This is a genomic window from Massilia eburnea (genome assembly GCF_009720745.1).
In the GTDB taxonomy this organism is placed as follows: domain Bacteria; phylum Pseudomonadota; class Gammaproteobacteria; order Burkholderiales; family Burkholderiaceae_D; genus Rugamonas; species Rugamonas eburnea.
Genome location: NZ_WNKX01000006.1, coordinates 194,219 through 217,446, shown reverse-complemented (window position 1 = coordinate 217,446; position 23,228 = coordinate 194,219). Strand labels below are relative to the sequence as shown.

Below are 23,228 nucleotides of genomic sequence, written 5' to 3'. Positions count from 1 at the left end.
TGTCGTTTAAGCCAGCGAACTGATAATTTTTCAAATTTGGAGGAAGCATGTTTAAGAATACCCGTTTGTCCGCTGTACTGGCCGCTGTGCTGTTCTCGGTGACCGCAGCTACTGCCCTGGTTAGCGCGCCAGCAATGGCTGACGCTCCTGCCTCGGCCGCCGCTTCGGCTCCTGCCGCTGACGCACCTGCAGCTCCAGCAGCCGACGCGGCAGCCGCTCCAGCACCAGCAGCTCCAGCTGCCGCTGCTCCAGCCGCTAAAGAAGAAGTCGAGAACCCATTCGGTCTGTCCGCAGTGTGGGAAGGCGGCTTCGTTTCCCGTGCTACCCTGATCATCCTCTCGATCATGTCGATCGGTTCCTGGTACATCATCGTGACCAAGGTCATCGACCAGCAGAAGATCTTCAAGCAGCAGAAAGAAACCTCTGCCAAGTTCTGGAAAGCATCCTCGATCGCTGCCGGCACCGCAACCCTGACCGAAGGTTCCCCATTCCGCTTCATCGCTGAATCCGGCACCAAGGCAACTGCCCACCACGACGGCGCCCTGCTGGAACAGATCGACCTGTCGACCTGGGTGACCATGTCCATCCAACGCGCTGTTGACAAAGTTCAGTCCCGTCTGTCCGATGGCCTGTCCTTCCTGGCAACCGTTGGTTCCACCGCTCCGTTCATCGGCCTGTTCGGTACCGTCTGGGGTATTTACGGCGCGCTGACCAACATCGGTATGACCGGTAACGCATCCATCGACAAAGTTGCAGGTCCAGTGGGTGAAGCGCTGATCATGACCGCTTTCGGTCTGCTGGTCGCAGTTCCTGCCGTTCTGGGTTACAACTGGCTGCTGCGTCGTAACAAGGCAGCAATGGAAGACGTGAACGCCTTCTCGGCTGACGTGCACTCCGTGCTGATCTCCGGCGCGATGTCCACCTCGAGCGCTGCGTCGAAAAAAGTAGGTTAATACCATGTCGATGTCTGTAGGCTCCGAAGGCGGAGAAGATAAGCTCAACAGTGAGATCAACACGACTCCGCTCGTGGACATCATGCTGGTGCTGCTGATCATCTTCCTGATTACGAGCCCGGTCGTTCTCAAACTGCAGAAAATCAGTCTGCCGGAAGAGATCAACCAGGCGATCCAGACCAAACCAGAAGACGTCAACATCACTGTTAACAAAGATGGCGACATCTACTGGAACCAGAAGAAAATGCGCGACTCGAATGAGCTGTTCGATTTTCTGAAAGAGGAAGCTGTGAAGTTGCCTCAGCCTGAAGTCCATATCCGCGGCGACAAAGACGCGAAATATGAATCGATCGGCCGAGTGATCTACACCACTCAGCGCGCTGGCATCCAGAAGGTCGGTTTCATTACCGAACCACCTGATAAGCAGTAAGGGAACCAGCCGCCCCCGGCAACATCGGGGGCGGTCTTCTGAAAAGGAACACAATTCATGAGTATGAGCGCAGGCAGTTCCGGCGGCGATGCGGAACCAATGATGGAAATGAACATGACGCCGATGATCGACGTCATGCTGGTTCTGATCGTTATGCTGATCATCACCATTCCAAAAGCCAACCACTCGGTTAACCTGAACATGCCGGTCGGCACCCCGCCACCGCCAACCAAGGAACCTGTGGTCGTGACCATCGACGTTGACTTCGACGGCACCATTCTGTGGGATAACGTGGTCGTTCCTGACCGCCCAGCCCTGGAAAACAAGCTGGTGGCTGTAGCTGCACAGGCTGACCAGCCTGAAGTGCACCTGCGTCCGAACAAGCTGGTGAGCTACAAGGTGGTTGCTGGCGTGATGGCTTCGGCACAGCGTCTCGGCGTCACCAAGATTGGTCTGGTCGGTAACGAGCAGTTCCAGTAAATAATTGGGCCAAAACACCCTTTATTTTCCCAAATAGGCAGGTTATCCTGCCTATTTCGCATTTTGAAGAAAGAAAATCACCCCATGATTAAGTTTCGTCTGGCACATCTCGGCCTGGTAATGGCCGCTATCGGTTTCAACGCTGCCGTTCCTATGGTTGGCCTGTCGTCCATCGCCTATGCCGAGAACGTGCGCCCTGAAGTGGGCAAGCCACTGCAGGAAGCGCAAAAACTGATGTCCTCCGGCAAAAACAAGGAAGCCCTGGCGAAACTGAAGGAAGCCGACGCGGTTGGTGGCAAGTCCGAACTGGAAAAGTTCCAGATTGAGTACACCCGCGGCTCCGCAGCGATCGCCGCCGGCGAAAACGAGACCGCCGCCCGCGCTTTCGAAGCTGTGCTGGCTTCGCCTAAGCTGTCGCCGGCCCAGGCGCCCAAGATTACTGAAGCGCTGGCCAGCATCTATCTGCGCGCCCGCGACTATCCAAAAGCCATTACCTACATCCAGAAAGTGTTGAAGGACAATCCTAACAACGCTGCGATGAAGGAACAGCTGATCCAGACCTACTACCAGAGCGGCAAGCTGAACGAAGCTGCCAAGGAACTGCAGGGCGCCAAGTCCGAAGGCAGCCTGCAAATGCTGGCCAACATCCAGCTGAAGCAGAACGACAAGGCTGGCTACGTGCAGACCCTGGAAAAGCTGGCAGCATCCTATCCAAAGGCCTCCTACTGGGCTGACCTGCTGAACCGCGTGGTTGGCAAGCCAGGCTTCTCCTCGTCCCTGAACCTGGACGTGATGCGCCTCAAGCTGGCCCTGAAGCAGATCACCAAGCCGTCTGAATTCATGGAAATGGGCCAGCTGGCCCTGCAAGCCGGCAACCCGGCTGAAGCCCTGAAGATCGTTGACGAAGGCTACAAGAAGGGCGCCCTGGGCACCGGCGCCGACGCCGGCCGCCACCAGCGCCTGAAAGACCTGGCCCTGAAGACCCAGGCCGACCTGCAGAAGAACGCAGCCACCCAGGAAGCTACCTTCACCAAGGAAAAAGATGCTGACGGCCTGGCCAACCTGGGTTACGCCCTGGTTGCTGAAGGCAAAGGCGCCGAAGGCCTGAAGCTGATGGAAGAAGCGATCAAGCTGGGTACCGGCCGCAAGCCTGAAGAAATGAAGCTGCACTACGGTGTGGCCCAGTACATCGCCGGCAAGAAGGCTGCTGCCATCAGCACCCTGAAGTCGGTGAAAGGTACCGCTGGCGAGCCGGAACTGGCCCGCTACTGGACCATGTACATTAACAACCCGGTCTAAACAAAGCCGGGCTGAGCCAAGAAAAGCGCTGCCTGCACCCGCAGGCAGCGCTTTTTGTCTTTGAGAACGTATAATCAAGCATTTGAGCCTCGCAGCAATATAAAGCAATCTACATGAAGGTATTTCGCGGACTTCCCAATGCAGCGGCGCGTGCGCCCTGCGCCTTAACGATCGGCAACTTCGACGGTGTCCACCGCGGCCACCAGGCGTTGCTGGCGCGCGTACGCGCGGCCGCCGATCGCCTGGGCCTGGAATCGGCCGTGATGACCTTCGAGCCGCACCCGCGCGAATTCTTCGCCCACAAGCTGGGCGATATGTCCAAGGCGCCGCCGCGCATCGCCAACCTGCGCGACAAGCTGCAGGCGCTGGAGAACAATGGCGTCGACCGTGTGATCGTCGAGCACTTCTGCGATGCCTTCGCCAGCCAATCGCCGCAAGCCTTCGTCGAGAAGGTGCTGGTTGAAGGCCTGCACGTCAAATGGCTGATGGTGGGCGACGATTTCTGCTACGGCGCCAAGCGCGCCGGCAATGTCGCCCTGCTGGCCGAAGCCGGCAAGCAGTACGGTTTCGAAGTCGAAGTGCTGCCGACCGTGCGTAACGGCGAAACCCGCGTGTCCTCCTCTGCCGTGCGCGCTGCGCTGGCGGAAGGCGATTTCCAGCACGCGCAAGCGCTGCTGGGCCATCCTTATTCGATTTCCGGCCATGTGATCCATGGCGCCAAGCTGGGACGCGATATCGGCTTCCCGACGCTGAACCTGCGCGTGCCGCACCGCCCTGCCCTCTCCGGCATCTTCATCGTGCAGGTGCACGGCCTGGGCGGCAAGCCGCTGCCGGCCGTGGCCAGCCTGGGCGTGCGCCCGACGGTGGAAGACGCCGGCCGCGTGCTGCTGGAAGTCCATGTCTTCGACTTCGCCCAGAACTGCTACGGCAAGGTGGTGCGCGTCGAATTCCTGCAAAAGATACGTGACGAAGAAAAGTTCGTTGACCTGCCTACCCTGGTCAAAGCCATCGAGCGCGACGCCGGCCAAGCGCGCGCCTTCTTCGCCACCCGAAACTAGAACTAGAGCTACTTATCATGTCCGACAACAAACCCAAAAAGCAAGAGAGCAAATACCCGGTCAACATGACCGAAACCCCATTCCCGATGCGCGGCGACCTGGCCAAGCGCGAGCCGGGCTGGGTCAAGCAATGGCAGGACAAGAAGATCTACGAGCGCGTGCGCAAGGCATCCAAAGGCCGCCCGAAATTCGTGCTGCATGACGGCCCTCCCTACGCCAACGGCGACATCCACATCGGCCACGCCGTCAACAAGATCCTGAAGGACATCGTGGTCAAGTCGCGCACCCTGTCCGGCTTCGACGCGCCTTACGTGCCGGGCTGGGACTGTCACGGAATGCCGATCGAGATCCAGATCGAAAAACTGTTCGGCAAGAACCTGCCGACCGCCGAAGTGCTGACCAAGGCGCGCGCCTACGCCTACGAGCAGGTCGAGCGCCAGAAAAAGGATTTCATCCGCCTGGGCGTGCTGGGTGAATGGGACAACCCATACCTGACCATGAACTTCGGTAACGAGGCCGACGAACTGCGCGCCCTGGGCAAGCTGCTGGAGAAGGGCTACGTCTACCGCGGCCTGAAACCGGTCAACTGGTGCTTTGACTGCGGCTCCGCGCTGGCGGAAGCGGAAGTGGAGTACAAGGACAAGCGCGACCCGGCCATCGACGTCGGCTTCCCATTCCATGAACACGACAAGCTGGCAGCCGCCTTCGGCCTGCCTGCCCTGCCCACCGGCGACGGCTTCGTGGTGATCTGGACCACTACCCCGTGGACCATCCCGTCCAACCAGGCCCTGAACATGCACCACGAGGTGACCTACGCGCTGGTGCAGAGCGAACGCGATGGCAAGCCGCTGATGCTGATCCTGGCGAAAGACCTGGTGGAAGCCTGCCTGCAGCGCTACAAGCTGGAAGGCACGATCATCGCCACCGCAACCGGCGACAAGCTGGCCGGCATCGCCTTCAAGCACCCGCTGCATGCACGCGACGCGTTCTACAACCGCCTGTCGCCGGTCTACATCGCCGACTACGTGACCACTGAAAGCGGTACCGGCGTGGTGCACTCCGCGCCAGCCTACGGCCAGGACGACTTCATCTCCTGCAAATCGCACGGCATGAAGGATGACGAAATCCTCAAGCCGGTGATGGGCGACGGCAAATACATCCCATCCCTGCCGCTGTTCGGCGGCATGACCATCTGGGAAGCGTCCAAGCCGATCTGCGAAGCGCTGCGCGAAGCGGGCGCCCTGTTCGAACTGAAGATGTTCGACCACAGCTACATGCACTGCTGGCGCCACAAGACCCCAATCGTCTACCGCGCCACCTCGCAGTGGTTCGCCGGCATGGACATCCAGCCGCTGGACGGCGGTTCCACCCTGCGCGAAACCGCGCTGGAAGGCATCGAAGCCACCGAATTCTTCCCTGACTGGGGCAAGGCGCGCCTGCACGGCATGATCGCCAACCGCCCGGACTGGACCCTGTCGCGCCAGCGCCAGTGGGGCGTGCCGATGGCCGTCTTCATCCACAAGGAAACCGGCGAGCTGCACCCGCGCACCCCTGAACTGCTGGAGCAGGTGGCCAAGCTGATCGAGCAAGGCGGCATCGACGCCTGGCAGGCGCTGGATGCGGCGACCCTGCTGGGCGCGGAAGCCGAACACTATGTGAAGAACAAGGACACGCTGGACGTGTGGTTCGACTCCGGCTGCACGCACCAGACCGTGCTGCGCGGCTCGCATCCGGAACAGTCGCACTTCCCGGCCGACCTGTACCTGGAAGGCTCCGACCAGCACCGCGGCTGGTTCCACTCCTCGCTGCTGACCTCTTCGATGCTGAACGGCCGCCCGCCGTACAAGGCGCTGCTGACCCACGGCTTCGTGGTCGACGGCGAAGGCAAGAAGATGTCGAAGTCGATCGGCAACACCGTCGCGCCGCAGAAGGTCTCCGACACACTGGGCGCCGACATCCTGCGCCTGTGGGTTGCCGCCACCGACTACACCTCCGAGCTGTCGATCTCCGACGAGATCCTGAAGCGCGTGACCGAGTCGTACCGCCGCATCCGCAACACCTTGCGCTTCCTGCTGGCCAATACCTCGGACTTCGATCCGAAGGCAAACGCCGTGCCGGTAGCCGAGTTGCTGGAAATCGACCGCTACGCGCTGGCCAATATGGCCGCGCTGCAGGCCGACCTGGCGCGCCACTATGAGCGCTATGAGTTCCACCCGGTGGTCTCCAAGCTGCAGAACTTCTGCTCCGAGGACCTGGGCGGCTTCTACCTGGACATCCTGAAGGACCGCCTGTACACCAGCGCCGTGGACTCCAAGGCCCGCCGTTCCGCGCAGACCGCGCTGTGGCACATCACCCAGTCGCTGCTGCGCCTGATGGCCCCGATCCTGTGCTTCACCGCAGAAGAAGCTTGGGCATCGTTCGCCGGCGCCGAAGCGTTCAAGGCCAGCGACGAGACCATCTACACCCAGACCTGGTGGCAGCTGCCGGAACTGGCAGGCGCCGAAGGCCTGCTGGCCAAATATGCGACCATCATCGCCGTGCGCGCGGACGTGACCAAGCAGCTGGAAGAGCTGCGCGGCTCGGGCGCAATTGGTTCTTCGCTGCAGGCGGAACTGGAGATCAAGGCTGCCGGCGACAAGTTCAAAGCGCTGGCTTCGCTGGATGACGATTTGAAGTTCATCTTCATCACCTCGCTGGCGAAGGCGGTGGAAGTGGCATCCGAAGCGGATGAAGCGGTGAACGTGGCCGCATCGACCGCGCAGAAGTGCGAGCGCTGCTGGCACTACCGCGCGGACGTGGGCTCGCACGCCGACCATCCAGGCCTGTGCGGGCGTTGCTACTCCAACCTGTTTGGCGCTGGCGAAAGCCGCAAGTTCGCCTAAATCCCGGTAAACCCGGGTCAGACCCAAGGGTCAGACCCAAAGTCTGCGACCGCCGCGTAACAGGGTCAGACCCTTGGGTCTGACCCAGGTTTACCGGGTTTGGCAAGCAAACGAAAAAGCTCAATATGGCCACCAAAAAGACCTTCAGCAGCAAACCCTCAACCGGCAGCATGGCTCCATGGCTGGGCATCGCCTTCATCGTCATCCTGCTCGACCAGCTCAGCAAAATCACCATCACCAGGCTGTTCGCGCTTGGCGAAGAAAAAGTCATCACCAGCTTCTTCAACCTGGTGCTTGCCTACAACTACGGCGCAGCCTTCAGCTTCCTGGACAAAGCAGGCGGCTGGCAGCGCCACATGTTCACCGCCATCGGCATCGGCGCCGCGCTGTACATCATCTATCTCCTGAAACGCAATAGCGGCCAGCGCATGTTCTGCTGGGCCCTGGCCCTGATCCTGGGCGGCGCGCTTGGCAACGTGATCGACCGCATCGCCTACGGCCATGTGGTCGACTTCCTCGACTTCCACTGGCAAGCTTTTGGCCACTTCCCGGCCTTTAACATCGCCGATTCCGCCATCTGCATTGGCGCCGCACTGTTCGTACTGGACGAACTGCGCCGCGTGAACAAGTAGGAGCAGCATCATGGAACTGACTGGCAAGAAAATCGTCCTCGGCCTCTCCGGCGGCGTCGCCTGCTACAAGGCCGCTGAGCTGTGCCGTGCGCTGACGAAGGAAGGCGCTTCCGTGCAGGTCGTGATGACCGACGCCGCCACCCACTTCATCACTCCGGTGACGATGCAGGCGCTGTCCGGCAAGCCGGTGTTCAGCAGCCAGTGGGATCCGCGCGTGAATAACAATATGGCCCACATCGACGTCACCCGCGACGCCGACGCCATCCTGATCGCGCCCTGCTCCGCAGACTTCATCTACAAACTGGCGCACGGCGTGTGCGACGACCTGCTGTCGACCATGTGCCTGGCCCGCCCGAGCCGGGTCCCGCTGCTGATCGCTCCCGCCATGAACGTGGAGATGTGGTCCAATCCGGCCACCCAGCGCAATGTCGACCAGGTGCGCGCCGACGGCATCACGGTGTTCGGCCCGGCCGCCGGCGACCAGGCGTGCGGCGAAGTTGGCCTGGGCCGCATGCTCGAGCCGGAACAGCTGCTGGCCGAAATGATCGCCGCCTTCCAGCCGAAAGTCCTGGCAGGCAAACGCATTCTCATCACTGCCGGCCCGACCTTTGAAGCCATCGACCCGGTGCGCGGCATCACCAACCTCTCTTCGGGCAAGATGGGCTATGCCGTCGCGCGCGCTGCGCGTGAAGCCGGCGCCGAAGTGACCCTGGTTTCCGGTCCGGTCGCACTGGCCACCCCGTACGGCGTCGACCGCCACAACGTCAAGAGCGCGCAGCAGATGTTCGACTCCGTGATGGACCATATCGGCGGCCAGCACGTGTTCATCTCCGTGGCCGCCGTGGCCGACTGGAAGGTGAGCAATCCCAGCGAACAGAAGGTCAAGAAGACCGGCGACGGCAGCATGCCGGAACTGAAGTTCGAACAGAACCCCGATATCCTGGCCAGCGTCGCGACCCGCACCAGCCTGGCAGGCTGGCCTTACTGCGTAGGCTTTGCCGCCGAATCGGAGAACCTGATCGAGTTCGGCGCATCCAAGCGCGAACGCAAGGGCATCCCCCTCCTGGTCGGCAATATCGGCCACAACACCTTCGGCCAGGACGACAACACCATCATCCTGTTTGACGAAAACGGACACACCATCCTGCCGCGCGCCGACAAGCTCACGCTGGCGCGCCAGCTGATTTCCGAGATCGCCAAGCGCATCGACAATAACTCGCTATTCCAATGAAAACTGTAGACGTCAAAATCCTCGACCCGCGCATGAAAGACCAGATGCCGGCCTATGCAACGCCAGGCAGCGCGGGCCTCGACCTGCGCGCCTGCATCGACGCGCCGATCGTGATCGAGCCTGGACAGACCGTGCTGGTGCCGACCGGCCTCGCCATCCACATCGCCGATCCTGGCTACGCTGCCATGATCCTGCCCCGTTCCGGCATGGGCCACAAGAACGGCATTGTTTTGGGGAATCTGGTAGGCTTGATTGACTCCGATTACCAGGGACAACTGATGGTGTCTACCTGGAACCGGGGCTTCAACACGTTTACGCTGAATCCAATGGAGCGCCTGGCGCAATTGATCATCGTGCCCGTGCTGCAGGTTGGCTTTAATGTTGTCGATGACTTCGAGGCCAGCGACCGCGGCGCCGGAGGTTTCGGCAGCACAGGCAAGCACTGAGGAAAAAAATATGGCAGTAGAGCAACTCGATCAATACCGTTTGCCGGTTCGCCGGCTCGCCTGGCCGGCAATCGCCGCCTCGCTCTTGCTCTCTGCCTGTTCCACCTTCCAGTCCGGCAGCGAACATGCCGCTCCGGCCGAACCGATCCAGCCTTCGGCGCCGGCAGCGCCAGTCGTCACGCCGCAGATGCAGGCCGCGCGCGAACACCTCAAGCAGATCGCCGGTTTGCAGGAACGACTGTACCGCGTCGCCGCCCCGCTGCTGATCAATAACGCTGACTTGTGCAAGGCGCAGGCGCGCAACATTCTTGGCTTCACCGCCAAGAACAAATACTCCTATCCAGGCGAATATGGCGATGCTTCGGCCGCCGTATTAGGCTACGACGATGTGCTGCAGGTTTCCGGCGTACTGGCTGGCAGCGGCGCCGCGAAAGCCGGCTTGCGCAAGGGCGACGACCTGGTCGCAGCTGGCGGCAAGCCCTTGCCGAAAGGACGCGACGCGGAGAGCAAGGCCGCCGCAGTATTCGGCCCGCTGACCGCCAACAGCGCCATGCTGAACATGACCGTTGCCCGCAACGGCAGCAACCAGACGCTGAATGTGCCGGTGACGCGCGCCTGCGCCTTCCGCGTGGACCTCGGCAACTCGGACAACGTGAACGCCTACAACGACGGCGGGCGAGTGCTGCTCACGCGCGGCATGATCAACTTCGCGCAGAACGACGAAGCGATCGCCTACGTGATGGCGAAGGAGCTGGCGCATAACATCCTTGGCCACACAGTGCAGATGCGCAGCACCGCCACCATGTCCAGCATCATCGACAACCTGGCCTCCGTGCGTCCCGACCTGACCATGCTGGTGGGCAGCGCCGGGGTACGTCCGATGCCAGCCGATTACGACGTGGCCGCCGACAACCTGGCGCTGTACATGCTGGCACGCGCCGGCTACAACATCTCCAATGCGCACGGCTTCTGGCAGCGGCTGTCCGGCCAGTATCCGGCTACCGTGCTGAATGGCTACACGGCGATCCACCCAAGCGTTTCAGCGCGCCTGGCGGCGATGGACCGCACCGTCTCGGAAATCAAGGCCAAACAGGCCTCCAAGCGCCCTCTCCTGCCATGAAACCTGCAGTCCTGATCCTCGCCCTGGCGCCCGGTGTGGCGCTGGCGGGGCCCTGGACTACCATCGCAAGGGATAAGGACAGCATCCTCCTGCTCGACAAAAAGTCGGTGCGCAGCGGTCCCGATGGCCGCAAGGCCCTGACCATGGAATCCTTCCGCAAACCGCAGACCGCGCCGGACGGCAAAATGTATCTTTCGGTACGCTCGCTGCATCTTTACGCCTGCGACGCCGGCACCCGGACACCGCTGAGCCAGACCTTCCACCCCGAAGTGCTGGGCAAGGGCGAAGCGGTGGGCACCTTCAAATACGAAGCCTACGACCCCGAAACAGTCGCACCTGGCAGCCTGGCCGACAAGGCCATGAAGGCCGTCTGCAAAAAGCGCTGACCCTTGCTATAGTTCGGTGCATGGATAGCATCGACCTCGAAGTGCTCAAGACTTGCTCCGCCTGGCTCGCCGCGGGACAGCGCTGCCAGTTGGTCACCGTGATCCGGACCTGGGGTTCCAGCCCGCGGCCGATCGGCGCCACCCTGGCCATTTGCGAAGACGGGCGCGTGGTTGGTTCGGTCTCCGGCGGCTGCATCGAAGACGACCTGATCGAACGCGTACGCAAGGAAGGCATCCAGCGCCAGCTGCCCGAAGTGGTCAGCTACGGCATCAGCGCCGACGAGGCCCACCGCTTCGGCCTGCCCTGCGGCGGCACCATCGAACTGGCACTGGAACCGCTTGGCCCGCACAGCCGCATCGACGAACTGCTCGAACGGCTGGCAGCGCATGAACTGGTGGCGCGCACCCTCGACCTGGGTAATGGCACCGTCACCCTGGAACGCGCCCGCCCCGGTGCAGTGCTGGAACGCAACGGCAACCTGCTGGTCACGCAGCACGGCCCGCGCTGGCGGCTGCTGATCATCGGCGCCGGCCAGCTCTCGCGCATGCTGGCGCAGATTGCCAGCGCCATGGATTACCACGTCACCGTCTGCGACCCGCGCGAAGAATACCGGGCAGGCTGGCCCCTGCCCGACGTGCCGCTGGTGCACGCCATGCCCGATGACCTGGTGCTGGAAATGCAGCTCGACTCGCGCAGCGCCGTGGTCGCATTGACCCATGATCCCAAGCTGGACGACATGGCCCTGATGGAAGCGCTGAAAACGGACGCCTTCTACATCGGCGCCATCGGCTCGCGCGCCAACAACGCCAAGCGGCGCGAGCGCCTGCTGCAGTTCGAACTCACAGAGCAGCAAGTTGCCCGCCTGCACGGCCCCATCGGCCTGTACATCGGCAGCAAGACCCCGCCCGAAATCGCCATCTCGATCCTGGCCGAAATGACCGCGATCAAGAACGGCGTCCCCGAAGTGCTGCAAATCAACCACGCCACCGCCCTGGCGTCACCACCAAGCGCCGCCTGCTCAACGTGAACGCCCGAATTCAAAAGCAAGAACCAGCTTGCCACAGCCCCGCCCGTGTCCCACCATGGGGTCACACCCGAAATGGGACACGAGCCCAGCAGCAACACAGATGAGAACGTGTCCCGAAACGGGTGTGACCCCATGGTAGGACACGAACTGAACCGTATGAATACTTCAAATTTACTCAAACTTGTTTTTCTGGCTGCTATTTGGGGCAGCTCTTTTCTCTTCATGCGTATCGCGGCGCCGGTCCTGGGGCCGGGGGTGCTGATTGAGTATCGCGTGACGTTTGCGGCGATCTTCCTGGCCGTTGTGGGCTTGGTGCTGCGCAAGCGGCTCGATCTGGGCAAGCATTGGCGGCATTATTTGATCCTCGGTTTCTTTAACTCGGCGCTGCCTTTCCTGCTGTTTGCCTTTGCGGCCAAGACGCTGACTGCCTCGGTGCTGTCGGTGCTAAATGCGACTGCGCCGATCTGGGGCGCGATCGTGGGGGCGGTGTGGCATCGGCATATGGTTTCCAGGCGCGTCATGCTTGGCCTGGCGCTTGGCACGGCGGGTGTCGCCATGCTGGTGGGTTTTGACCACGTCAGCAGCAAGGAGGGTGCTGGACTTGCCATCGCTGCCGCTACGCTGGCGGCATTCAGCTACAGCATCGCGACGACCTACACCAAGGTAGCCAAGTCGGCTCAGGGCGTGGAGCCGTTTGCCAATGCCCACGGCAGCATGTGGGCGGCGGCTTTGCTGACCATTCCTGCACTGGCAATCTTCCCGCAGCCGGGCGAGCCGACCGTTGGCATCATGGGCGCGGCCCTGGCGCTGGGCGTTCTGTGCAGCGGCATCGCTTACCTGCTGTATTTCGGCCTGGTGCGTGATGTGGGGGCGACTTCGGCGCTGACCGTTACCTTCCTCAATCCATTGTTCGGCATCCTGTGGGGTACGCTGTTCCTGCATGAAGTCGTAGGCTGGTACACCGTCGCCGGCGCGGCAATCGTTATCACGGGCACCATGCTGGTTACCGGTTACAAGATCAAACTGCCCTGGATGCAAAACACTGAAGCCGCATGAAACATCGCTTTTCACTCGCCTTGCCCACCGGCTACCGGGTGCAGGATGTGCTGGCCTTCCATAGCCGCGATGCCGAAAGCGTCGCCGAGCAAGTCAGCCCGGAAGCCATCCGCAAAGGCATGCTGCTGGGCGGCGTGCCTGTCGTGCTGAGCGTTGCACTGCCCAAGGGCCGCGCGCGTTCAGTGGCGTGCGAAGCCGACGCCGAGCTGCCGCGCGCACGAAAGGTGCCTCCAGCGCTGGCGGCACTGATCGAGGCTGCCGCCCGCAATATCCTTGGCCTGCATATCGATCCGGCGCCTTTCGTGGCCTTCGCGCGCGAAGACGCCCTGCTCGGCCCCCTGGTTGTGCGCCAGCCTGGCCTGCGCATCGTGCAGTCGGCCACCGTGTTCGAGGCCCTGACCTGGGCCATCATCGGCCAGCAGATCAACCTTTCCTTCGCCATCGCGCTGCGCCGCACTTTCATCCTGCAGGCCGGCCGCCAGCACAAGGATGGCTTGTGGTGTTATCCGGAAGCGGCCGATGTCGCCAAGCTCACGGTCGAAGACCTCACTACCCGCAAGTTCTCGCGTGCCAAGGCCGAAACCCTGATCCGCTGCGCCCAGCTGGTCGCCGCCGGGGAACTCGATATCGAGGAACGCGCGGACAACCCTATCCCGGCCATCTGCAAAAACCTGCTGGCGGTTAAAGGCATCGGCCCCTGGACCGTCAATTACGCGCTGCTGCGCGGCTACGGCTATGCCGACTGTTCCCTGCATGGCGATGTGGCGATCCGCGCCGCCCTGCAACGCCTGCTGGGCGAAGAGAGCAAGCCCGATATGGCGCGTACCGAGCAGATCTTGCAGCGATGGCAACCACACCGCACAATGGCGGCTGCCCACCTGTGGGCCAGCCTCGCCGACCGCCCCAACGAAAGCGCTTGACCCTCACCTAACGTCAGGCTCCAGCATGTCGGTAACGTAACGATGACAAGGAGCGAAAAGATGATGTTGAAAGTGGGTGAACTGGCGCGCCGTTCCGGCCTGACCGTGCGGACCCTGCACCATTACGACAGCATCGGCTTGCTCAAGCCATCGGGACGTTCCGATGCCGGCTATCGCCTCTACAACCGCGACGACGTGGCGCGCCTGCACCAGGTTCAGGCCCTGCGCCGTTTCGGCATGGCGCTGGCCGATATCGGTCACTTCCTGGCCAAACCCGATACTTCCCTGCCCGACCTGATTGCGCGCCAGATCGATGCGCTCGATCAGCAGATCACGGAGGCCGCTAAACTGCGCGAGCAGCTGACGGTCCTGCGTGGGCAACTGCTGGCAGGCGAGGAACCGGAACTGGCTACCTGGCTAACCACACTGGAGCAAATGACCGTGTACGACAAATACTTTACCAAGGAAGAACTGGCGCAACTGCCGATTTTGACCGATCCGACCGCCCGCGACGAATGGCCGCCACTGGTCGAGGCGGTAAGGCAGAACATGGAAGCAGGCGTCCCGCCGTCCGACCCATCGGTCCAGCAACTGGCGGAACAATGGATGGCAACGTTCCGCCGCCACACCAGCAACAACGTCGATCTGATGCAACGCGTGAGCAATATGTGGTCGCGCGAAGAGGCGTACCGCAAAGAGGGAGGCGTTACCTTCGAGATGCGCAACTACATCGCGGCCGCCGGCGGCGAAAAGAAACTGGCGCTCTACGCAAAATACCTGCTGCCGGAAGAAATCGCGACCATGCGCAAGCACGTGTACGCCCGCTCCCACGAGTGGCCTGCCCTGATCGGCGAAATCCGTGAGCAGATGAGCGCCAATCCATCGCCGCACGCACCTGAAGCGCGCGCCCTCGCGCTACGCTGGTTCGAACTGTTCACCGACATGGTGGGCAACGCGCCAGGCGTGCGGCAGCGCTTCCGCCAAGCGCTCGACAGCGAACCTGAGCTGAAGGAAGGCCGCTTGATGAGCGATGAGTTGCTGGATTTCCTGCGCAAGGCGCACGGTGAGGCGTAAAGACGAAAAAAAACCGTCATCGCACGAAGCTGATGACGGTTTCTTCAGAATTCTGGTTGCGGGGACAGGATTTGAACCTGTGACCTTCGGGTTATGAGCCCGACGAGCTGCCAGACTGCTCCACCCCGCGTCTGATGCGAGTATTATAGGGCCTCCCGCCACTTTAGGCAATATTTATCCCCGTCCTTTTTGCGATAGCTCGAATATATTTCGCCGCATCCCGGCAGCGGCCCGTTCGGTGTAAAGTAACGCTATGAAATTTTGCTCAGAATGCGCCCACCCTGTTGAGTTGATGGTTCCGGCCGGTGATAACCGGCCGCGTTACGTTTGTGTCAACTGTTCAGCAATCCATTATCAGAATCCCAAGATGGTGATCGGTACGCTGCCGGTCTGGGAACGCGACGGCGAGTTGCAGGTCTTGCTCTGCAAACGTGCCATCGAGCCGCGCCGCGGTTTCTGGACCCTGCCCGCCGGTTTCATGGAAAACAACGAAACCACTGCCGAAGCCGCCCAGCGCGAAACGGAAGAGGAAGCTGGCGCCAACATCGAACTGGGCCCGCTGTATACGCTGCTCAATGTGCCCCGCGTGCATCAGGTGCACATGTTCTATCTGGCCACCCTGCGCGACCTGGAATTCGCGCCGGGCGAGGAAAGCCTGGACGTGCAGATGTTCACGGAAGCGCAAATCCCATGGGAAGACCTGGCCTTCCCCACCATTCGCACCACGCTGGAATTCTTCTTCGCCGACCGCAACAAGATGCGCGAAGGCGGCGGCTACGGCTTCCACACCCAGGACATCACGCAGCCAATGCGCCAGCCGACCGACAAATGATCCCTTGGCTTGACGTCAATACGCCCTTTCCCGACGTCTCCGAAGCCTTGACCACGGACGCGCCGGGCTTGCTGGCCGCCGGCGCGGATTTGTCGCCCAAGCGGCTGCTGGCTGCTTACCAGCGCGGCATTTTCCCCTGGTTTTCGGAAGGCCAGCCCATCCTCTGGTGGAGCACTGATCCGCGCATGGTCTTGCGCACGGCCGACTTCAAGATTTCCGATAGCCTGCGCAAGACGCTGCGCAAAGTTGCCCGCGACAGCCGCTGGGAAGTGCGCTTCGACAGCGCCTTCGAGCAAGTCATGCGTGCCTGCGCCGCACCGCGCCGCGACGGTCCCGGCACCTGGATTTCGGAAGACATCATCGCCGGTTACACCGGCTTGCACCGCCAGGGCTATGCCCACTCCTCCGAACTGTGGCTGGACGGCGAACTGGTCGGCGGCGCCTACGGTGTCTCGATCGGCACCATGTTCTACGGCGAATCGATGTTCGCCCGCGTCACCGACGGCTCCAAAGTCGCACTGGCCTACCTCGTGCACTTCCTGCGCCTTCACGGCGTGGAATTGATCGATTGCCAGCAGGAGACCGGCCACTTGGCCTCGCTCGGCGCCCGGCCCATTCCACGCGCGGCATTCATCGCACACTTGCAAAAATGTATTGTGATGCCACAGATACGCGATTGGTGCCCCATCGCACCGTTTTAAGCGCCGGACGCGTTATGATATGACTCATGACGCAGCTTAACGACCTTCCCTTCGCAACGTTGCAGTTTTATACAACGGCGCCTTATCCGTGCAGCTACCTGGACGCGCGGCAGGCCCGCTCGCAAGTAGCGACGCCATCGCACCTGATCAACGCTGACGTGTACTCGGAGCTGGTGAAGAACGGCTTCCGCCGCAGCGGCATCTTTACTTATCGTCCATATTGCGATGGGTGTCAGGCTTGCATACCGGTGCGCGTGGAAGCAGGCGCTTTCAAGCCGACGCGCGGCCAGCGCCGTGCCTGGGCGCGCCACAGCAATCTTGAAGCCGGCGTAGCCAGCCTGTCGTTCTCGGACGAGCATTACGAACTTTACCTGCGCTACCAGAGCACGCGCCATGCGGGCGGCGGCATGGACCAGGACTCGCGCGACCAGTATGCGCAATTCCTGCTGCAAAGCCGGGTCAATACGCGGCTGGTGGAATTCCGCGAGCCGGATGGAACGCTGCGCATGGTGTCCATCATCGACGTGCTGTCGGATGGCCTGTCGTCGGTCTACACCTTCTTTGACCCGGATGTGCCTGGCGCCTCATTCGGCACCTTTAACGTGATGTGGCAAATCGCCCAGGCGCATGAACTGGGACTCGATTTCGTCTACCTGGGCTACTGGATCGAAGACAGCCCGAAGATGAATTACAAGATCAAGTTCCAGCCGCTTCAGGCGCGCATCAAGGGCGTGTGGGGGCTTTTGACGAGCAAGTAGCATCGGGCAGGCAGTGTAAAATGCTGCAAAATTCAACAAAGCTGCCCATATGTCCGACAAATTCCTGTACTCCCTCGCCCGCCCCGTCCTGTTCTCGATGGACCCGGAATCCGCCCACCATTTCACCCTGCCTGCACTGAAACGCCTGTCCGCCCTGGGCCTGACGCGCGCCATGGTGCGCCGACCGAAAGACGATCCGCGCACCGTGATGGGCCTGACCTTCCGCAATCCGGTCGGCCTGGCAGCAGGCCTGGACAAGGATGGCGCATTCATCGACGCGCTGGCCGACCTGGGCTTCGGCTCCATCGAAGTGGGCACTGTGACGCCGCGCGCACAGCCGGGCAACCCGAAGCCGCGCATGTTCCGCATCCCGGCCGCGCACGCCATTATCAACCGCATGGGCTTCAATAACGGCGGCGTGGACGCCTTCGTGGCCAACGTACAGTCGTCGCGCTTTTACCAGAACCGCGAGGGCGTGCTGGGCCTGAACATCGGCAAGAACGCCGATACGCCGATCGAGCGCGCGGTGGATGACTACCTGCACTGCCTGGACAAGGTGTATCCATACGCCAGCTACGTCACCGTCAACATTTCTTCGCCGAACACCAAGAACCTGCGCCAGCTGCAAGGCGCGTCGGAAGTGGACGGCCTGCTGTCGCAACTGAAGGAAGCGCAATTGCGCCTGGCCGACCAGCACAAGCGCTACGTGCCAATGACCCTGAAGATCGCGCCGGACATGGATGGCGACCAGGTGAAGAACATCGCCGACGCCCTGCTGCGCCACAAGATCGACGGCGTGATCGCCACCAACACTACCCTGAGCCGCACTGCCGTGGAAGGCATGCAGCATGGCGCGGAAGCCGGAGGCCTGTCGGGCGCGCCGGTGTTCGAACTGTCCAACAACGTGATCCGCCTGCTGAAAGCGGAGCTGGGCAATGAGCTGCCGATCATCGGCGTGGGCGGCATCATGCAGGGCAAAGACGCCAAAGCCAAGATCGACGCCGGCGCGCAACTGGTGCAGCTGTATTCGGGCCTGATTTACGCCGGTCCGGCGCTGGTGCGCGACTGCGCGGAAGCACTGCGGGGCCAATGATGGAAAAGATTACCCTGGGCCGCAGTGATCTGAAGGTCAGCAAGATCTGCCTCGGCACGATGACCTTCGGCCAGCAGAACACCGAAGCGGAGGCGCACGCGCAGCTCGACTACGCGCTGGAGCGCGGCATCAATTTCATCGATACCGCGGAGCTGTATCCGGTGATGCCATCCGCCGACACCCAGGGTAACACCGAGCGCTTTATCGGCAGCTGGCTGAAAAAGTCCGGCCGCCGCGCAGACGTGGTGCTGGCGACCAAGGTGGCTGGACCGAACCCGTACATGCACTGGATCCGCAAGGGCAAGAGCAACCACAATGCGGCCACCATCCGCGCTGCGGTGGAGACCAGCCTGCAGCGCCTGCAGACCGATGTCATCGATCTTTACCAGCTGCATTGGCCAAGCCGCAATGTCCCGATCTTCGGCGCCAGCCAGTTCGACCCTGAGAAGGAACGCCACAGCATCGCCGTGGAAGAAACCCTGGCCGTGCTGGGTGAATTGATCAAGGAAGGCAAGATCCGCCACATCGGCGTGTCCAACGAGAGCAGCTGGGGCGTCTCCGAATTCATCAAGCAATCCGAGATGAAGGGCCTGCCGCGCATCGCCACCATCCAGAACCTGTACAACCTGACAGCGCGCCATTTCGAAACCAGCTTCCTGGACGAGACCTGCTTCCGCGAGCAAGTGAGCCTGATGGCGTATAGCCCCCTGGCTTTCGGCCAGCTGACGGCGAAATATCACGACAATCCGAAGGCGCATGGCCGCCTGACCATCTTCCCGCCAACCTGGAGCCCGCGCTACCTGCGTCCGGGCGTGCTGGAAGCGGTGGCGCAATACGCCAAGCTGGCGCGCGAGAACGGCATGACGCCGGCGCAGCTTGCGCTGGCCTGGTGCTACTCGCGCTGGTTTGTCGCCTCCACCATCATCGGCGCAACCACCCTGGCGCAACTGCAGGAAAACATCGACGCCTTCGGCATACGCCTGTCGCCCGAAGTCATGGCGGCGGTCGATGCAATCCACGCCCGCCTGCCCAACCCGGGCCAGTAATTACAAGGGAGCAGCGCCCTGCAAGGCCTGCTCAACTTCACTGCGTTTCAGGTCGGGCGCAAACTGCTTGATAAACTCGAATGCGTATGAACGCAGGTAAGCCCCTTTGCGCAGCGCCAGCCGTGTGGTGTTCTGCGCGAACAGGTGCGACGCCTCGATAGCGCGCAGCCCCTTGTCGCGGCCATGGTCGAAGGCCATCGAGGCCACCAGGCCGACACCCAGTCCCAGCGTGACGTACTGCTTGATGACGTCCGAGTCCATTGCGGTCAGCACGATATCGGGCCGCACGCCAGCCTTGTCGAACGCAGCGTCGATGTGGCCACGGCCGGTGAAGCCGACGTCATAGGTGATCAGCGGGTAATCGGCCAGGTCTTCCAGGCGGATCGGGGAGCTGGTCAGCAGCGGGTGGCCATCAGGCACCACCACCAGGTGGCTCCACTTGTAGCATGGGAAGGACACCAGGTCCGGGAATTGCGACAGGCCTTCGGTGGCGATGCCGATATCGGCTTTGCCCGACAAGACCCATTCGGCGATGTGGTCAGGCGCACTTTGCTGCAAGGCGATGCGCACATCGGGGAACTCGTTGCGGAAATGCGAGACAGCCTTCGGCAGCGCATAGCGCGCCTGGGTGTGAGTCGCCGCGATCGTCAGGGTGCCGCTTTTCTGGCCGGTAAACTCCAGGCTGGCCTGCTGCAGGTTTTCCGCTTCCACCAGCAGGCGGTCGACGATTTTCAGGATGCCCTTGCCCGGCTCGGTGAGGCCGGTCAGTCGCTTGCCGTTGCGTTCGAAAATGACGACACCAAGTTCATCCTCCAGTTCGCGGATCTGCCGGCTCACCCCCGGCTGGGAGGTGAACAGCGCGTTCGCCACTTCGGTCAGGTTGTAATTGCGGCGTGCGGCTTCGCGCACGGAGCGCAGCTGCTGGAAATTCATGCGTGTGCTCCTTCGTCAACGAAGACTCGCAGGCGTTTGGGACGCACGACCAGAGTCTCGCCGTCTTTCAGGTTCAAAGCGACATAGCGCTCGTTGGAAATGGTGGCTTCAATGATCTGGGCGTTGTCGGTGCGTTCGAGATCGAGCTGGGCCAGCGGGCCGATCGCGTGCGCGCGGCGCAGCTTGACCACGATGCCTTCCGCGCCTTCGGCATAGCGCTCCACTTCCAGGTCATGCGGACGGATGTAGGCCGTTCCCTTGCCGCTGCCATGGCCTTCCACATCGAATTCCACGCCGTCGCTGGCCAGCACGCCTTCATGCACGCGGCCATGGAACACGTTCACGTTGCCGAGGAAGCCGTACACGAATGGCGAAGCGGGATGGTTGTATACCTCGTCCGGCGAGCCAAGTTGCTCGACGTGGCCCTTGTTCATCAGCACCACGCGGTCCGCCACCTCCAGCGCTTCTTCCTGGTCGTGGGTCACGAAGATGGAGGTCACGTGCAGCTCGTCGTGCAGGCGGCGCAGCCAGCGGCGCAATTCCTTGCGCACCTTGGCGTCCAGCGCGCCGAACGGCTCGTCCAGCAACAGCACGCGCGGCTCCACGGCCAGCGCGCGCGCCAGGGCGATACGCTGGCGTTGGCCGCCCGACAGCTGCGGCGGATAGCGGTCGGCCAGCCAGTCCAGCTGCACCAGCTCCAGCAATTCTTTTACCTTGCGGCGGATCTGGTCTTCGGAGGGACGCTCCTTGCGCGGCTTGACGCGCAGGCCAAAGGCCACGTTCTCGAACACGGTCATATGCTTGAACAGCGCATAGTGCTGGAACACGAAGCCGACCTGGCGCTCGCGCACATGGCGGTCGGAAGCGTCGGCGCCATCGAGCAGCACCTGGCCCGAGTCCGGATGCTCCAGGCCGGCGATGCAGCGCAGCAGCGTCGTCTTGCCGCAGCCCGATGGGCCCAGCAGCGCGGTCAGCTCCCCTTGCGGGAAGTCGAGCGACACATTATCCAGGGCGACGAAATCGCCGAAACGCTTGTTGATGTTCTTGACTGCGATCGTCATGTCAATGCTCCTCAGCGTTCACGTGCAAACGCCATTCGATAAAAGTCTTCACTGCCAGGGTCACCAGCGCCAGCAGCGCCAGCAGCGAGGCCACCGCAAAGGCTGCGGCAAAGTTGTATTCGTTATAGAGGATTTCAACCTGCAGCGGCATGGTGTTGGTCTCGCCGCGGATATGGCCGGACACAACCGAAACGGCGCCGAATTCGCCCATGGCGCGGGCGTTACACAGGATCACGCCGTACAGCAGGCCCCATTTGATGTTCGGCAGCGTCACGCGGAAGAATGTCTGCCAGCCGTTCGCGCCCAGCACTACGGCCGCTTCCTCTTCCTCGCTGCCCTGCGCCTGCATCAACGGGATCAGTTCACGCGCCACAAAGGGGAAGGTGATGAACACCGTGGCCAACACGATGCCCGGCACGGCAAACAGGATCTTGATGTTGTGCTCCGCCAGCCAGGGCCCGAACCAGCCTTGGGCGCCGAACAGCAGCACGTAGATCAGGCCCGAAATAACCGGTGAAACCGAGAACGGCAGGTCGATCAGCGTCAGCAGCAGGCTCTTGCCGCGAAATTCGAATTTCGTGATGGCCCAGGATGCGGCAACGCCGAACACCAGGTTGAACGGCACCGCAATGGCGGCCGTCAGCAAGGTCAATTTGATGGCGGAAAGCGAATCCTCGTCCACGATGGCGTTGGCGTAGACATCCCAGCCTTTTTTCAATGCCTCGGTAAACACGGCCACCAGCGGCACGAACAGGAACAGGGTCAGGAAAGTCAATGCTACCGCGATCAGGGCGTAACGCACCCAACGCGGTTCCAGCACGTCATGGCGTTGCGGCAGTTCACCGCGGCGGATTGGGGTGACGGATTCGCTCATTTGGCGTTCCTCCCGCGCGACCAGGCCTGCAGCAGGTTAATCGTGAGCAGCATGATGAAGGACGCCACCAGCATCACCACGGCAATTGCGGTGGCGCCGGCGTAGTCATACTGTTCCAGCTTGGTGATGATGAACAGCGGGGTAATCTCGGAGACCAGCGGCATATTGCCGGCAATGAAAATCACCGAACCAAATTCACCGGTGGCGCGCGCAAACGCCAGCGCAAAACCAGTCAGCAGTGATGGCAGGATGGTCGGGAACACGACGCGGCGGAAAGTCTGGAAGGCCGATGCGCCAAGGCTGGCTGCCGCTTCCTCCAGTTCGCGCTCCGCATCTTCCAGCACCGGCTGCACGGTGCGCACCACGAATGGCAGACCGATGAACGTCAGGGCCACCACTACCCCCACCGGAGTGAAGGCGACCTTGATGCCCAACACGCCCTCGATATAACGGCCGAACCAGCCGTTGGAAGAATACAGCGCGGTCAGCGTAATGCCGGCAACGGCGGTCGGCAGCGCAAACGGCAAGTCGACCAGCGCATCGACGATGCGCTTGCCGGGAAATTTGTAGCGCACCAGCACCCAGGCCACGATACCGCCGAAGAAGACGTTGAACAGCGCGCCGATGAAGGAAGCGCCGAACGTCAGCTTATAGGAAGCGATGACGCGTTCGGACGTGACCGCAGCCCAGAAGCCTTCCCAAGTCATGGTGAAAGTCTTGAGGAAGATCGCCGACAGAGGAATCAGGACGATCAGGGTCAGGTACAGGATGGTGAAACCGAGCGACAGCTTAAAGCCCGGCATCACGCGATACGGCGCCTTCCTGGGCTTGATCTCTCCTGCCGGCGCCGAAGCCGGCAACGCTACTGCAGACATGCTCGCTCCCTTATTACATTTTCGACTAACAGGAGCGCATGTTCGCATTCATGCGTTATA

The 23,228-nt window shown here is 61.8% G+C and carries 24 protein-coding genes and 1 tRNA gene; 20 read left to right on the top strand and 5 right to left on the bottom strand.

Annotated features, from left to right (window positions below; genetic code table 11):
• The first annotated feature begins 47 nt into the window (after window positions 1-47).
• The 15 genes from GM658_RS10325 (at window position 48) to GM658_RS10255 (ending at window position 14,995) form a co-directional block, all read left to right on the top strand.
• The gene (locus GM658_RS10325; RefSeq protein WP_170298760.1) at window positions 48-953 is read left to right on the top strand and encodes a MotA/TolQ/ExbB proton channel family protein; all 906 of its coding nucleotides are present in this window, start codon (window positions 48-50) and stop codon (window positions 951-953) included.
• Window positions 954-957: 4 nt separating this feature from the next.
• The gene (locus GM658_RS10320) at window positions 958-1,383 is read left to right on the top strand and encodes an ExbD/TolR family protein (RefSeq protein WP_155453953.1); all 426 of its coding nucleotides are present in this window, start codon (window positions 958-960) and stop codon (window positions 1,381-1,383) included.
• Window positions 1,384-1,440: 57 nt separating this feature from the next.
• On the top strand, window positions 1,441-1,863 hold the full coding sequence (locus GM658_RS10315; protein ID WP_155453952.1) for an ExbD/TolR family protein: 423 nt from the start codon (window positions 1,441-1,443) through the stop codon (window positions 1,861-1,863).
• A gap of 84 nt (window positions 1,864-1,947) precedes the next feature.
• Complete coding sequence (locus tag GM658_RS10310) at window positions 1,948-3,162, top strand: tetratricopeptide repeat protein (RefSeq protein ID WP_229416847.1); 1,215 nt, start codon at window positions 1,948-1,950, stop codon at window positions 3,160-3,162.
• Between the two features lie 113 nt (window positions 3,163-3,275).
• A complete protein-coding gene (locus GM658_RS10305) occupies window positions 3,276-4,220 on the top strand; it encodes a bifunctional riboflavin kinase/FAD synthetase (RefSeq protein WP_155453951.1) in 945 nt (314 codons plus the stop codon).
• A gap of 17 nt (window positions 4,221-4,237) precedes the next feature.
• Window positions 4,238-7,102, top strand: a complete 2,865-nt coding sequence (gene ileS / locus GM658_RS10300) for an isoleucine--tRNA ligase (RefSeq protein WP_155453950.1) — start codon at window positions 4,238-4,240, stop codon at window positions 7,100-7,102.
• A 125-nt stretch (window positions 7,103-7,227) separates the two neighbouring features.
• Window positions 7,228-7,734, top strand: a complete 507-nt coding sequence (lspA, locus tag GM658_RS10295; protein WP_155453949.1) for a signal peptidase II — start codon at window positions 7,228-7,230, stop codon at window positions 7,732-7,734.
• Between the two features lie 10 nt (window positions 7,735-7,744).
• Window positions 7,745-8,965: a bifunctional phosphopantothenoylcysteine decarboxylase/phosphopantothenate--cysteine ligase CoaBC gene (coaBC, locus tag GM658_RS10290; protein WP_155453948.1), complete on the top strand. Its 1,221-nt coding sequence runs from the start codon at window positions 7,745-7,747 to the stop codon at window positions 8,963-8,965.
• Window positions 8,962-9,411 (top strand): dUTP diphosphatase, encoded by a 450-nt coding sequence (dut, locus tag GM658_RS10285; protein WP_155453947.1) that lies wholly within the window; start codon window positions 8,962-8,964, stop codon window positions 9,409-9,411. Before coaBC ends, dut begins: the two co-directional genes overlap by 4 nt.
• Before the next feature lie 10 nt (window positions 9,412-9,421).
• Window positions 9,422-10,531 (top strand): M48 family metallopeptidase, encoded by a 1,110-nt coding sequence (locus tag GM658_RS10280; protein ID WP_155453946.1) that lies wholly within the window; start codon window positions 9,422-9,424, stop codon window positions 10,529-10,531.
• Window positions 10,528-10,917: a surface-adhesin E family protein gene (locus GM658_RS10275; protein ID WP_155453945.1), complete on the top strand. Its 390-nt coding sequence runs from the start codon at window positions 10,528-10,530 to the stop codon at window positions 10,915-10,917. The genes GM658_RS10280 and GM658_RS10275 overlap by 4 nt, the downstream gene beginning before the upstream one ends.
• A 20-nt stretch (window positions 10,918-10,937) precedes the next feature.
• On the top strand, window positions 10,938-11,945 hold the full coding sequence (locus GM658_RS10270; RefSeq protein ID WP_155453944.1) for an XdhC family protein: 1,008 nt from the start codon (window positions 10,938-10,940) through the stop codon (window positions 11,943-11,945).
• Between the two features lie 156 nt (window positions 11,946-12,101).
• Window positions 12,102-13,001, top strand: a complete 900-nt coding sequence (locus tag GM658_RS10265) for a DMT family transporter (RefSeq protein ID WP_155453943.1) — start codon at window positions 12,102-12,104, stop codon at window positions 12,999-13,001.
• Entirely contained in the window at window positions 12,998-13,921 is a 924-nt protein-coding gene (locus tag GM658_RS10260) for a DNA-3-methyladenine glycosylase 2 (RefSeq protein ID WP_155453942.1), read from the top strand. Before GM658_RS10265 ends, GM658_RS10260 begins: the two co-directional genes overlap by 4 nt.
• Window positions 13,922-13,981: 60 nt before the next feature.
• Window positions 13,982-14,995, top strand: a complete 1,014-nt coding sequence (locus GM658_RS10255) for a MerR family transcriptional regulator (RefSeq protein WP_155453941.1) — start codon at window positions 13,982-13,984, stop codon at window positions 14,993-14,995.
• Between the two features lie 53 nt (window positions 14,996-15,048).
• On the opposite strand, the gene GM658_RS10250 is transcribed toward GM658_RS10255, so the two are convergent.
• Window positions 15,049-15,125 (bottom strand) — tRNA-Met (locus tag GM658_RS10250).
• Window positions 15,126-15,248: 123 nt separating this feature from the next.
• On the opposite strand from GM658_RS10250, the gene GM658_RS10245 reads away from it, so the two are divergent.
• The 5 genes from GM658_RS10245 to GM658_RS10225 are packed head-to-tail and all read left to right on the top strand — an operon-like array spanning window position 15,249 to window position 19,425.
• Window positions 15,249-15,827, top strand: a complete 579-nt coding sequence (locus tag GM658_RS10245) for an NUDIX hydrolase (protein WP_155453939.1) — start codon at window positions 15,249-15,251, stop codon at window positions 15,825-15,827.
• On the top strand, window positions 15,824-16,528 hold the full coding sequence (aat, locus tag GM658_RS10240) for a leucyl/phenylalanyl-tRNA--protein transferase (protein ID WP_155453937.1): 705 nt from the start codon (window positions 15,824-15,826) through the stop codon (window positions 16,526-16,528). The genes GM658_RS10245 and aat overlap by 4 nt, the downstream gene beginning before the upstream one ends.
• 26 nt (window positions 16,529-16,554) lie before the next feature.
• Window positions 16,555-17,286, top strand: a complete 732-nt coding sequence (locus GM658_RS10235; RefSeq protein ID WP_155453935.1) for an arginyltransferase — start codon at window positions 16,555-16,557, stop codon at window positions 17,284-17,286.
• 49 nt (window positions 17,287-17,335) lie between these two features.
• The gene (locus GM658_RS10230; protein ID WP_155453933.1) at window positions 17,336-18,379 is read left to right on the top strand and encodes a quinone-dependent dihydroorotate dehydrogenase; all 1,044 of its coding nucleotides are present in this window, start codon (window positions 17,336-17,338) and stop codon (window positions 18,377-18,379) included.
• Window positions 18,379-19,425, top strand: coding sequence for an aldo/keto reductase (locus GM658_RS10225; RefSeq protein WP_155454045.1), 1,047 nt, complete (start codon window positions 18,379-18,381; stop codon window positions 19,423-19,425). The genes GM658_RS10230 and GM658_RS10225 overlap by 1 nt, the downstream gene beginning before the upstream one ends.
• Here the strand turns inward: GM658_RS10225 and GM658_RS10220 are convergent, their stop codons facing one another.
• From GM658_RS10220 to cysT, 4 genes are read right to left on the bottom strand one after another with little or no spacing between them, the layout of a single operon-like run.
• Window positions 19,426-20,358, bottom strand: a complete 933-nt coding sequence (locus tag GM658_RS10220) for a CysB family HTH-type transcriptional regulator (RefSeq protein ID WP_155453931.1) — start codon at window positions 20,356-20,358, stop codon at window positions 19,426-19,428.
• Window positions 20,355-21,419, bottom strand: coding sequence for a sulfate/molybdate ABC transporter ATP-binding protein (locus tag GM658_RS10215; protein ID WP_155453929.1), 1,065 nt, complete (start codon window positions 21,417-21,419; stop codon window positions 20,355-20,357). Before GM658_RS10215 ends, GM658_RS10220 begins: the two co-directional genes overlap by 4 nt.
• Before the next feature lies 1 nt (window position 21,420).
• Window positions 21,421-22,293, bottom strand: a complete 873-nt coding sequence (cysW, locus tag GM658_RS10210; protein WP_155453927.1) for a sulfate ABC transporter permease subunit CysW — start codon at window positions 22,291-22,293, stop codon at window positions 21,421-21,423.
• The gene (cysT, locus tag GM658_RS10205) at window positions 22,290-23,168 is read right to left on the bottom strand and encodes a sulfate ABC transporter permease subunit CysT (protein WP_155453925.1); all 879 of its coding nucleotides are present in this window, start codon (window positions 23,166-23,168) and stop codon (window positions 22,290-22,292) included. Before cysT ends, cysW begins: the two co-directional genes overlap by 4 nt.
• Window positions 23,169-23,228: the final 60 nt, after the last annotated feature.

What these genes read in the sequence shown, in the direction of transcription:
- GM658_RS10275 (WP_155453945.1), top strand. Translation starts at nt 10,528, where the DNA reads ATGAAACCTGCAGTCCTGATCCTCGCCCTGGCGCCCGGTGTGGCGCTG.
- GM658_RS10325 (WP_170298760.1), top strand. Translation starts at nt 48, where the DNA reads ATGTTTAAGAATACCCGTTTGTCCGCTGTACTGGCCGCTGTGCTGTTC.
- dut (WP_155453947.1), top strand. Translation starts at nt 8,962, where the DNA reads ATGAAAACTGTAGACGTCAAAATCCTCGACCCGCGCATGAAAGACCAG.
- GM658_RS10255 (WP_155453941.1), top strand. Translation starts at nt 13,982, where the DNA reads ATGATGTTGAAAGTGGGTGAACTGGCGCGCCGTTCCGGCCTGACCGTG.
- cysT (WP_155453925.1), bottom strand. Translation starts at nt 23,168, where the DNA reads ATGTCTGCAGTAGCGTTGCCGGCTTCGGCGCCGGCAGGAGAGATCAAG.
- GM658_RS10260 (WP_155453942.1), top strand. Translation starts at nt 12,998, where the DNA reads ATGAAACATCGCTTTTCACTCGCCTTGCCCACCGGCTACCGGGTGCAG.
- GM658_RS10270 (WP_155453944.1), top strand. Translation starts at nt 10,938, where the DNA reads ATGGATAGCATCGACCTCGAAGTGCTCAAGACTTGCTCCGCCTGGCTC.
- GM658_RS10220 (WP_155453931.1), bottom strand. Translation starts at nt 20,358, where the DNA reads ATGAATTTCCAGCAGCTGCGCTCCGTGCGCGAAGCCGCACGCCGCAAT.
- GM658_RS10305 (WP_155453951.1), top strand. Translation starts at nt 3,276, where the DNA reads ATGAAGGTATTTCGCGGACTTCCCAATGCAGCGGCGCGTGCGCCCTGC.
- cysW (WP_155453927.1), bottom strand. Translation starts at nt 22,293, where the DNA reads ATGAGCGAATCCGTCACCCCAATCCGCCGCGGTGAACTGCCGCAACGC.
- GM658_RS10225 (WP_155454045.1), top strand. Translation starts at nt 18,379, where the DNA reads ATGGAAAAGATTACCCTGGGCCGCAGTGATCTGAAGGTCAGCAAGATC.
- GM658_RS10280 (WP_155453946.1), top strand. Translation starts at nt 9,422, where the DNA reads ATGGCAGTAGAGCAACTCGATCAATACCGTTTGCCGGTTCGCCGGCTC.
- GM658_RS10230 (WP_155453933.1), top strand. Translation starts at nt 17,336, where the DNA reads ATGTCCGACAAATTCCTGTACTCCCTCGCCCGCCCCGTCCTGTTCTCG.
- aat (WP_155453937.1), top strand. Translation starts at nt 15,824, where the DNA reads ATGATCCCTTGGCTTGACGTCAATACGCCCTTTCCCGACGTCTCCGAA.
- GM658_RS10265 (WP_155453943.1), top strand. Translation starts at nt 12,102, where the DNA reads ATGAATACTTCAAATTTACTCAAACTTGTTTTTCTGGCTGCTATTTGG.
- lspA (WP_155453949.1), top strand. Translation starts at nt 7,228, where the DNA reads ATGGCCACCAAAAAGACCTTCAGCAGCAAACCCTCAACCGGCAGCATG.
- GM658_RS10320 (WP_155453953.1), top strand. Translation starts at nt 958, where the DNA reads ATGTCGATGTCTGTAGGCTCCGAAGGCGGAGAAGATAAGCTCAACAGT.
- GM658_RS10235 (WP_155453935.1), top strand. Translation starts at nt 16,555, where the DNA reads ATGACGCAGCTTAACGACCTTCCCTTCGCAACGTTGCAGTTTTATACA.
- GM658_RS10310 (WP_229416847.1), top strand. Translation starts at nt 1,948, where the DNA reads ATGATTAAGTTTCGTCTGGCACATCTCGGCCTGGTAATGGCCGCTATC.
- GM658_RS10245 (WP_155453939.1), top strand. Translation starts at nt 15,249, where the DNA reads ATGAAATTTTGCTCAGAATGCGCCCACCCTGTTGAGTTGATGGTTCCG.
- GM658_RS10315 (WP_155453952.1), top strand. Translation starts at nt 1,441, where the DNA reads ATGAGTATGAGCGCAGGCAGTTCCGGCGGCGATGCGGAACCAATGATG.
- ileS (WP_155453950.1), top strand. Translation starts at nt 4,238, where the DNA reads ATGTCCGACAACAAACCCAAAAAGCAAGAGAGCAAATACCCGGTCAAC.
- coaBC (WP_155453948.1), top strand. Translation starts at nt 7,745, where the DNA reads ATGGAACTGACTGGCAAGAAAATCGTCCTCGGCCTCTCCGGCGGCGTC.
- GM658_RS10215 (WP_155453929.1), bottom strand. Translation starts at nt 21,419, where the DNA reads ATGACGATCGCAGTCAAGAACATCAACAAGCGTTTCGGCGATTTCGTC.